Genomic DNA, 6287 nt, shown 5'->3' with positions numbered 1-6287 from the left:
TTGGGGTATCGCCAAGCGGTAAGGCAGCGGGTTTTGATCTCGCCATCCCTAGGTTCGAATCCTAGTACCCCAGCCATTTTTTGAATGATGTTTGACAGTCTCTGTCGGGCATCGCTGTTGGGGTATCGCCAAGCGGTAAGGCAGCGGGTTTTGATCTCGCCATCCCTAGGTTCGAATCCTAGTACCCCAGCCATTTTTCTGTTCTCTTCCACGTTTGTGGTTGACAACAAACGGCTATGTAGCTCAGTTGGTTAGAGCATCGCACTCATAATGCGGGGGTCACAGGTTCGAATCCCGTCATAGCCACCATGTTTGAAAAACGTTCCTTCAATCATCCGATTGCAAAGAACACTGTTGGGGCATCGCCAAGCGGTAAGGCAGCGGGTTTTGATCTCGCCATACCTAGGTTCGAATCCTAGTGCCCCAGCCATTTTTGCTTGTATTCGACGAAAGTCGTGCACAAGACGGCTATGTAGCTCAGTTGGTTAGAGCATCGCACTCATAATGCGGGGGTCACAGGTTCGAATCCCGTCATAGCCACCATTATTCTTGCGGAAGTGGCGAAATTGGTAGACGCACCAGATTTAGGTTCTGGCGCCCTAGGCGTGAGAGTTCGAGTCTCTCCTTCCGCACCATCGAAAGCAGTACCAAACAGACCAGCTCAGGCTGGTTTTTTTGTATCCGGCGTTTGCTGCTCTCCTTCCCCTCTCCACGCCATCGCGCGCCTGCAACGCCACCTCATGTATCAACGGCTGCGCCTTGTGCTCTCCTCTGCGACGGCGCTATGCCCTGCTCCGGCGTGATGCCGCCCTTTTCATCTCGCAGAGCGCTGCGGGCAATAAAAAGGCGGCCCGCAGGCCGCCATATCGTTTGCTGTCGTCAGAACGGGAAGAACCAGGGGATGGCGATGACGCTCACCACCATCACCAGCAGGGTGAAGGGCACGCCGATGCGCACGAAGTCCATGAACTTGTAGTTGCCCGGGCCCAGCACCAGGGTGTTGACCGGCGACGAGACCGGCGTCATGAAGGCTGCCGAGGCGGCGATGGCGATGGTCATGGCAAAGGGATAAGGCGACACCCCCATCTGATGGGCCGTACCCAGCGCGATGGGCGCCATCAGCACCGCCGTCGCCGTGTTGGAGATGAAGAGCCCGATGACGGCACAGAGCGCGAAGAGGCTGGCCAGCATCACCCTGGGGCCCATCTCCCCCACCGCCGAGATGAGCGCGCCGACGATGAGATCCACCCCGCCGGTCTGCTGCAATGCAAGGGCAAAGGGCAGCATGCCCACGATGAGGATCAGGGTCGGCCAGTGGATGGACTTGTAGGCACTCTCCAGATCGATGCAGCGGAACTTGCCCATCAGCAGGCAGGCGATGAGCGCCGCGATCACGTTGGGCACGGGATCCGTCACCATCAGTACTATCATGACCCCGAGGGCAATCAGGGCGTGAATGGCCTGGCTGCGGGCCGGCGCCATCTCGTCCACTTCCGCAGGCAGGCCCAGCAGCAGAAAATCGCGATGATGGGTCTGCAACTGACGAATGAGGCTCCAGTTCCCCACCACCAGCAGGGTATCCCCCATCTGCAGCGCCTCGTCCACCAGCTTGCCGGTCAGCGCCTCTCCATCCCGGCGGATCCCCACCACGCTCAGACCGTAACGGGAACGGAAGGTCACCTCGCGGATGCTCTTGCCGAGCAGCCGGGAGCCGGGGATGAGGGAGACCTCCGCCATGCCCACCTCCCGCGCCTGATCGGAGAAATACTCCCCGCGCAATATCATGGGCTCGAGCCGCGCCTCGCTGCAAAACTCCCGCACATCCACCTCGGGATCCGACATGTCGATGAGCAGCACGTCCTTGGCCTGGAACTCGGTCACCCCGGTGACACTGACCATCACCCGCCTGAACTTGCGCCAGCGCTCCATCCCGATGACGTTGGCCCCGAAGCGGGCACGCAATTGCAGCTCGTCGAGGGTCTGGCCGATCAGGGGGGAGTCGGGCCGGATCGCCAGTCGGCGTGCTCGCCCCGCCAGCCGGTAGTCACGGATGAGATCCCGCATGGTGCTGCGTCCCATCTGCTTGCCCTTGCCCTCCTCTCCTTCACGCACCAGACGGTTGCGCATCAGCAGCATGTAGAGGATCCCCATCCCCAGAATGATGACCCCCATGGGGGTGAAGCCGAAGAAGCCGAACCCCTGGATGTCGTGCCGCATCAGTTCACTGTTCACCACCATGTTGGGAGGGGTTGCCACCAGCGTCATCATGCCGCTGATAAGGCCGGCAAAGCCGAGCGGCATCATCAGTCTGCCCGCCGGGATCCCCATCCGGTTCGCCACGCTCAGCACCACGGGGATGAAGATGGCCACCACCCCGGTCGAACTCATCACGGCCCCCAGGGTCGCCACCGCCACCATCAGCAGCACCAGCATGCGGGTTTCGCTGCTGCCGGCCACCTTCACCAGGGCATCTCCCACCTGATAGGCGATGCCGGTACGCACCAGCCCCTCCCCCACCACGAACAGGGCGGCAATCAGAATGACGTTGGGATCACTGAATCCTGCCAGCGCCTGCGGCAGGGTCAGGGTGCCGCTCAACACGAACAGGATGATGATCAACAAGGCGACCACGTCCATGCGCACCTTGTTGGTAATAAACAGGAGAATGGCACCCACCAGCATGCTGAGCACCCAGATCAACTCGGAATTCACACTTGCTCCTTTTGTTCAACGTCAACCACGGCCGGCCTCGGACGCCATCAGACCACAGAGCCCGTCCCCCTGATTTGTTACATATCAAGAAAGAGGAGACCGCATCATCTCACATTCAGGTTCAGTTGCGGCCATTTTACCGGTCCGTGAACGCAGTCGGTCGCCCTTCACATGTCGGCGTAAAAAGTGCTGCACGCTCCCCCCGCCCCTCCTAAAATGGGCCCGCCGCGGCCTGAGCCGCCCTCTCACCCCTTGCCCTTCGGAGACGACATGACCCAGCACACCCCGGCCTACCCGGCATTCACCTTCTTCAGCCGCTTTGTCGCCGACATCCAGGCTGGCCGAAAGACCATCACCATCCGCGACGAGAGCGAGGCAAACTGGCAGCCCGGCCAGCGCCTGGCCCTGTTCACCAACCCGGAACACCAGCCTTTTGGCACCATTGAGGTCATCTCGGTCAAGGCGGTCGCCTTCGAGGCGCTGAGCGACGAGCACGCCCGTCAGGAGAACATGACCCTCCCCGAGCTTAAAGATGTGATCCGCGATATCTACCCCACACTGCCGCCCCTCTATGTGATTGAATTCGTGCTGATTGAAGCCTGATTTTGTGAGCTGCCTCAGCTAACGCCGGTTGCGCTCACGGGCCAAAAGCGCACAATGACTGTTTTTATATACAGTCATTGGTGTCTTATGGAAAAACAACTCGAACCGGCCATCGCAGCCATGGTGGCAGACTTCATCGCCGCAGGTCGTCCCAAGGCGAGCCAGCTGAGCTGGCAGGCGCGCCGTGACGGCTACCTAGCCTCTGCCCTGTTGGGCGGTGAGCGGGAAGAGGTGGGCGCCATCGAGGAGTGGCAGGCCGATCACCACGCCATCCGCTGCTATCGGCCCGCAGACAAACCGGCCCCCGCGTATCCGGTGCTGATCTATTTTCACGGCGGCTGTTTTGTCAGCGGGGATTTCGAGACCCACGATCGCCAGATGCGGATGCTGTGCAACCGGGCCAGCGCCCTGATCTTCGCCGTACACACCCGCCTCGCCCCGGAACACACCTATCCTGCGGCTCACGACGATGCGCTGGCCGCCACGCGGGCTATCATGGCCGAGGTGGAGAAATGGCATGGAGATCCGGCACGTCTCGCCATTGCCGGCGACAGCGCAGGGGGTCATCTCGCCCTGGTCACCACCTTGCGGCTCAAGGCTGCCAGCGCCCCCTTGCCCAAGGCCCTGCTGCTTCTCTATCCCATGCTGGATGCCCTCTGCGAGAGCCAAAGCTACCGCGATCTCGGTGACGACTACCTCATCACCCGGGACATGCTCGCAAGCGGTTTTCACGCCTACCTTGGCAGCCTGCCCCCCAGCCATCCCGAAGCCAGCCCGCTCCACCATCCCGCCCTGTCAGGATTACCGCCGACCCATATCGTCACGGCGGAATATGATCCGCTGCGCGACGAAGGGGAAGCCCTGTATGGCAAGCTGGTGCAGGCTGGCGTCGATGCCACTTGCCAGCGGCAGCATGGCGTCATCCACGGCTACTTCCAACTGGCGGCCATCAGCCCTGCCGCTCGTCAGCTCATCGACCAGATAGCCATGATGCTCAGAAGACTCTGAGTTGGAACCGGCCCCCATGCCGTGTTAAAAGTGTCTCTTTTGAAGCAGAGAGGTAACCCGAGTGTTCGAGATAGCGAGCCTGCGAGAGGGCATGATGCACGGGGTCGAGCTGTTCCAGCTGCTGCTGGAGATCATCTCCATCGCCTGCGTGGTGATAGGGCTGGGCAAGACCCTCTGGCTGGCGGCGCGGGTACGGGATCACGAGCCCGGCTTTCCCCATATCCGGCTCTGTTTCGGCAGCTGGCTCATTCTGGCGCTGGAGTTCCAGCTCGCCGCCGACATCCTGGCCACCACGGTGGCGCCGAGCAAGGAGGAGCTGATCCGCCTCGCCATCATCGCGGTCATCCGCACCTTCCTGAACTACTTCCTCGGCAAGGAACTCGATGCCCAGGCCGAGCGCCAGCAACCCGAGCCTGTCAGGTCACCTTCCCGCCCCGACGCCCGATGAGCGGGCTGAGTGGCACAAGGCCACGACACGGAAGGAAAGGCACCTGCCTGATCCCATGAAGAGGGCTCCCCGCGGGGAGCCCTCTTTGTATCCGATAGCAACCATCAGACGTGCTTGCTGGCCAGCTCGTGGCGCTTCAAGGCCAGCAGGGTGATGAGCAGGGCGGCGCTGGCGATCAGCGCCATGCCGATATAGGTGGCGCTGAAACCGGGTGCCAGTTCGGCCGGACTCAGGCTGGCCAGATTGGGGCTGCTGCCTGCCGGCAGGGCGGCATGGAACAACACGGCGCAGATGGCGACACCGACCGCCCCACCCAGCTCCCGGCCGAAGTTGAACAGGGACATGCCGATGCCGCGATCTTCCCGCGGCAGGGCATTTTGCACCACCACCGACAGCGCCGGCAGCACCAGACCCAGCCCCAATCCGGCAAACCCCAGTCCCAGTCTGGCCCAGACGTCGAAGTGGATCTGCCACAGGGCCAGCGCTGCCAGGGCAAAACCTGCCACCACGAAACGCTTGTAGTAACCGGTGCGACCGATGAGCTTGCCGCCGACGAAGGCCCCCGCCGTGATGCAGACCATGAAGATCACCATGATCTCGCCACTGTCACTGGCGCTCATCCCCTTTTGCCACTGCATCTGCAACGGCAGGTAGACCAGCACGGCAAACATCAGCAACTGCGAAGCCAGCGCCAGCAGCACGCTCACCAGATAACCCGGCAGGCGCACCAGGTGGGCCGGCAGTATGGGGTCGTGGGCCCGCCGCTCCACCAGGATCAGCAGCAACAAGGCCGCCCCCAGCGCAGCCGCGAGCCAGACGGCGGGCAAGGCCGCTTCCGGAGAGAGCAGCAACAGGGTGAGGGTGGTGACCATGATGAGCAGTGCCGCTCCCTTCCAGTCGAAGCGGCTGTGGCGACGCACATTGAGGTGACCCAGATTGCGGTTCACCAGCCAGAGGGCGATAGCGCCGAGCGGCAGATTTATCCAGAAGATCCAGCGCCAGCTGAGCTGCTCGGTAAAATAGCCACCGAGCAGCGGGCCTGCGATGCTGGAGACCGCATAGACCGCCGAGATATACCCCTGATACTTGCCCACCTCCCGTGGCGGAATACAGTCGGCGATCACGGTAAAGGCGAGTGCGATCAGCCCCCCGCCCCCCAACCCTTGCAGCACGCGGGCGGCCAGCAGGGTTGGCAGATCCTGGGCCAGGGCGCAGGCCACTGATCCCGCCAGAAACAGGCCGATACCGATGTTGAGCATGCGTACTCGGCCGAACATGTCGCTCAACTTGCCATAGATGGGCAGGGCCGCAGTGGCCGCCAGCAGATAGGCGGTCACGACCCAGGTGAGGGCGGCACCGGCGTTCAGCTCAACCCCTATGATGGGCAAGGGGGTGGTGACGATGCTCTTTTCCAGTGAGCCCAGGGCGATCACCAGGGCCACGCTCGAGAAGACGGTTTTGGGGGACATAGGCAGGCTCGCTCATGTGAGATATCGGCACAGGGGGTGCAAGGCAC

5 protein-coding genes and 6 tRNA genes are annotated in these 6287 nt (G+C 62.1%); 9 read left to right on the top strand and 2 right to left on the bottom strand.

The window, feature by feature from the left end; translation table 11 throughout:
- The first annotated feature begins 1 nt into the window (after position 1).
- The 6 genes from AB5Y68_RS08755 (at position 2) to AB5Y68_RS08730 (ending at position 635) form a co-directional block, all read left to right on the top strand.
- A tRNA-Gln gene (locus tag AB5Y68_RS08755) sits at positions 2–76 on the top strand.
- A 42-nt stretch (positions 77–118) separates the two neighbouring features.
- Positions 119–193, top strand: a tRNA-Gln gene (locus AB5Y68_RS08750).
- A 39-nt stretch (positions 194–232) separates the two neighbouring features.
- Positions 233–309, top strand: a tRNA-Met gene (locus AB5Y68_RS08745).
- A 46-nt stretch (positions 310–355) separates the two neighbouring features.
- Positions 356–430, top strand: a tRNA-Gln gene (locus AB5Y68_RS08740).
- A 36-nt stretch (positions 431–466) separates the two neighbouring features.
- Positions 467–543: transfer RNA gene (locus AB5Y68_RS08735), tRNA-Met, on the top strand.
- Positions 544–551: 8 nt separating this feature from the next.
- Positions 552–635: transfer RNA gene (locus tag AB5Y68_RS08730), tRNA-Leu, on the top strand.
- Positions 636–879: 244 nt separating this feature from the next.
- Here AB5Y68_RS08730 and AB5Y68_RS08725 read toward each other — a convergent pair.
- Positions 880–2712, bottom strand: a complete 1833-nt coding sequence (locus AB5Y68_RS08725; protein ID WP_039039596.1) for an SLC13 family permease — start codon at positions 2710–2712, stop codon at positions 880–882.
- Between the two features lie 270 nt (positions 2713–2982).
- Here AB5Y68_RS08725 and yqfB point away from each other — a divergent pair, with 270 nt between their 5' ends.
- The 3 genes from yqfB (at position 2983) to AB5Y68_RS08710 (ending at position 4771) form a co-directional block, all read left to right on the top strand.
- Positions 2983–3315 carry a N(4)-acetylcytidine aminohydrolase gene (yqfB, locus tag AB5Y68_RS08720; RefSeq protein ID WP_039039595.1) on the top strand — a complete coding sequence of 111 codons (333 nt, stop codon included), beginning with the start codon at positions 2983–2985 and terminating at the stop codon, positions 3313–3315.
- Positions 3316–3402: 87 nt separating this feature from the next.
- Positions 3403–4323: an alpha/beta hydrolase gene (locus tag AB5Y68_RS08715; RefSeq protein ID WP_039039594.1), complete on the top strand. Its 921-nt coding sequence runs from the start codon at positions 3403–3405 to the stop codon at positions 4321–4323.
- A gap of 61 nt (positions 4324–4384) precedes the next feature.
- On the top strand, positions 4385–4771 hold the full coding sequence (locus tag AB5Y68_RS08710) for a DUF1622 domain-containing protein (protein WP_039039593.1): 387 nt from the start codon (positions 4385–4387) through the stop codon (positions 4769–4771).
- A gap of 104 nt (positions 4772–4875) precedes the next feature.
- Here AB5Y68_RS08710 and AB5Y68_RS08705 read toward each other — a convergent pair whose 3' ends face one another.
- Positions 4876–6240, bottom strand: coding sequence for an MDR family MFS transporter (locus AB5Y68_RS08705; protein ID WP_039039592.1), 1365 nt, complete (start codon positions 6238–6240; stop codon positions 4876–4878).
- Positions 6241–6287 lie beyond the last annotated feature (47 nt).

The sequence above is a fragment of the Aeromonas sp. R6-1 genome (assembly GCF_040908165.1).
In the GTDB taxonomy this organism is placed as follows: Bacteria; Pseudomonadota; Gammaproteobacteria; order Enterobacterales; family Aeromonadaceae; genus Aeromonas; species Aeromonas caviae.
This window is presented reverse-complemented; position numbering and strand designations above follow the sequence as displayed.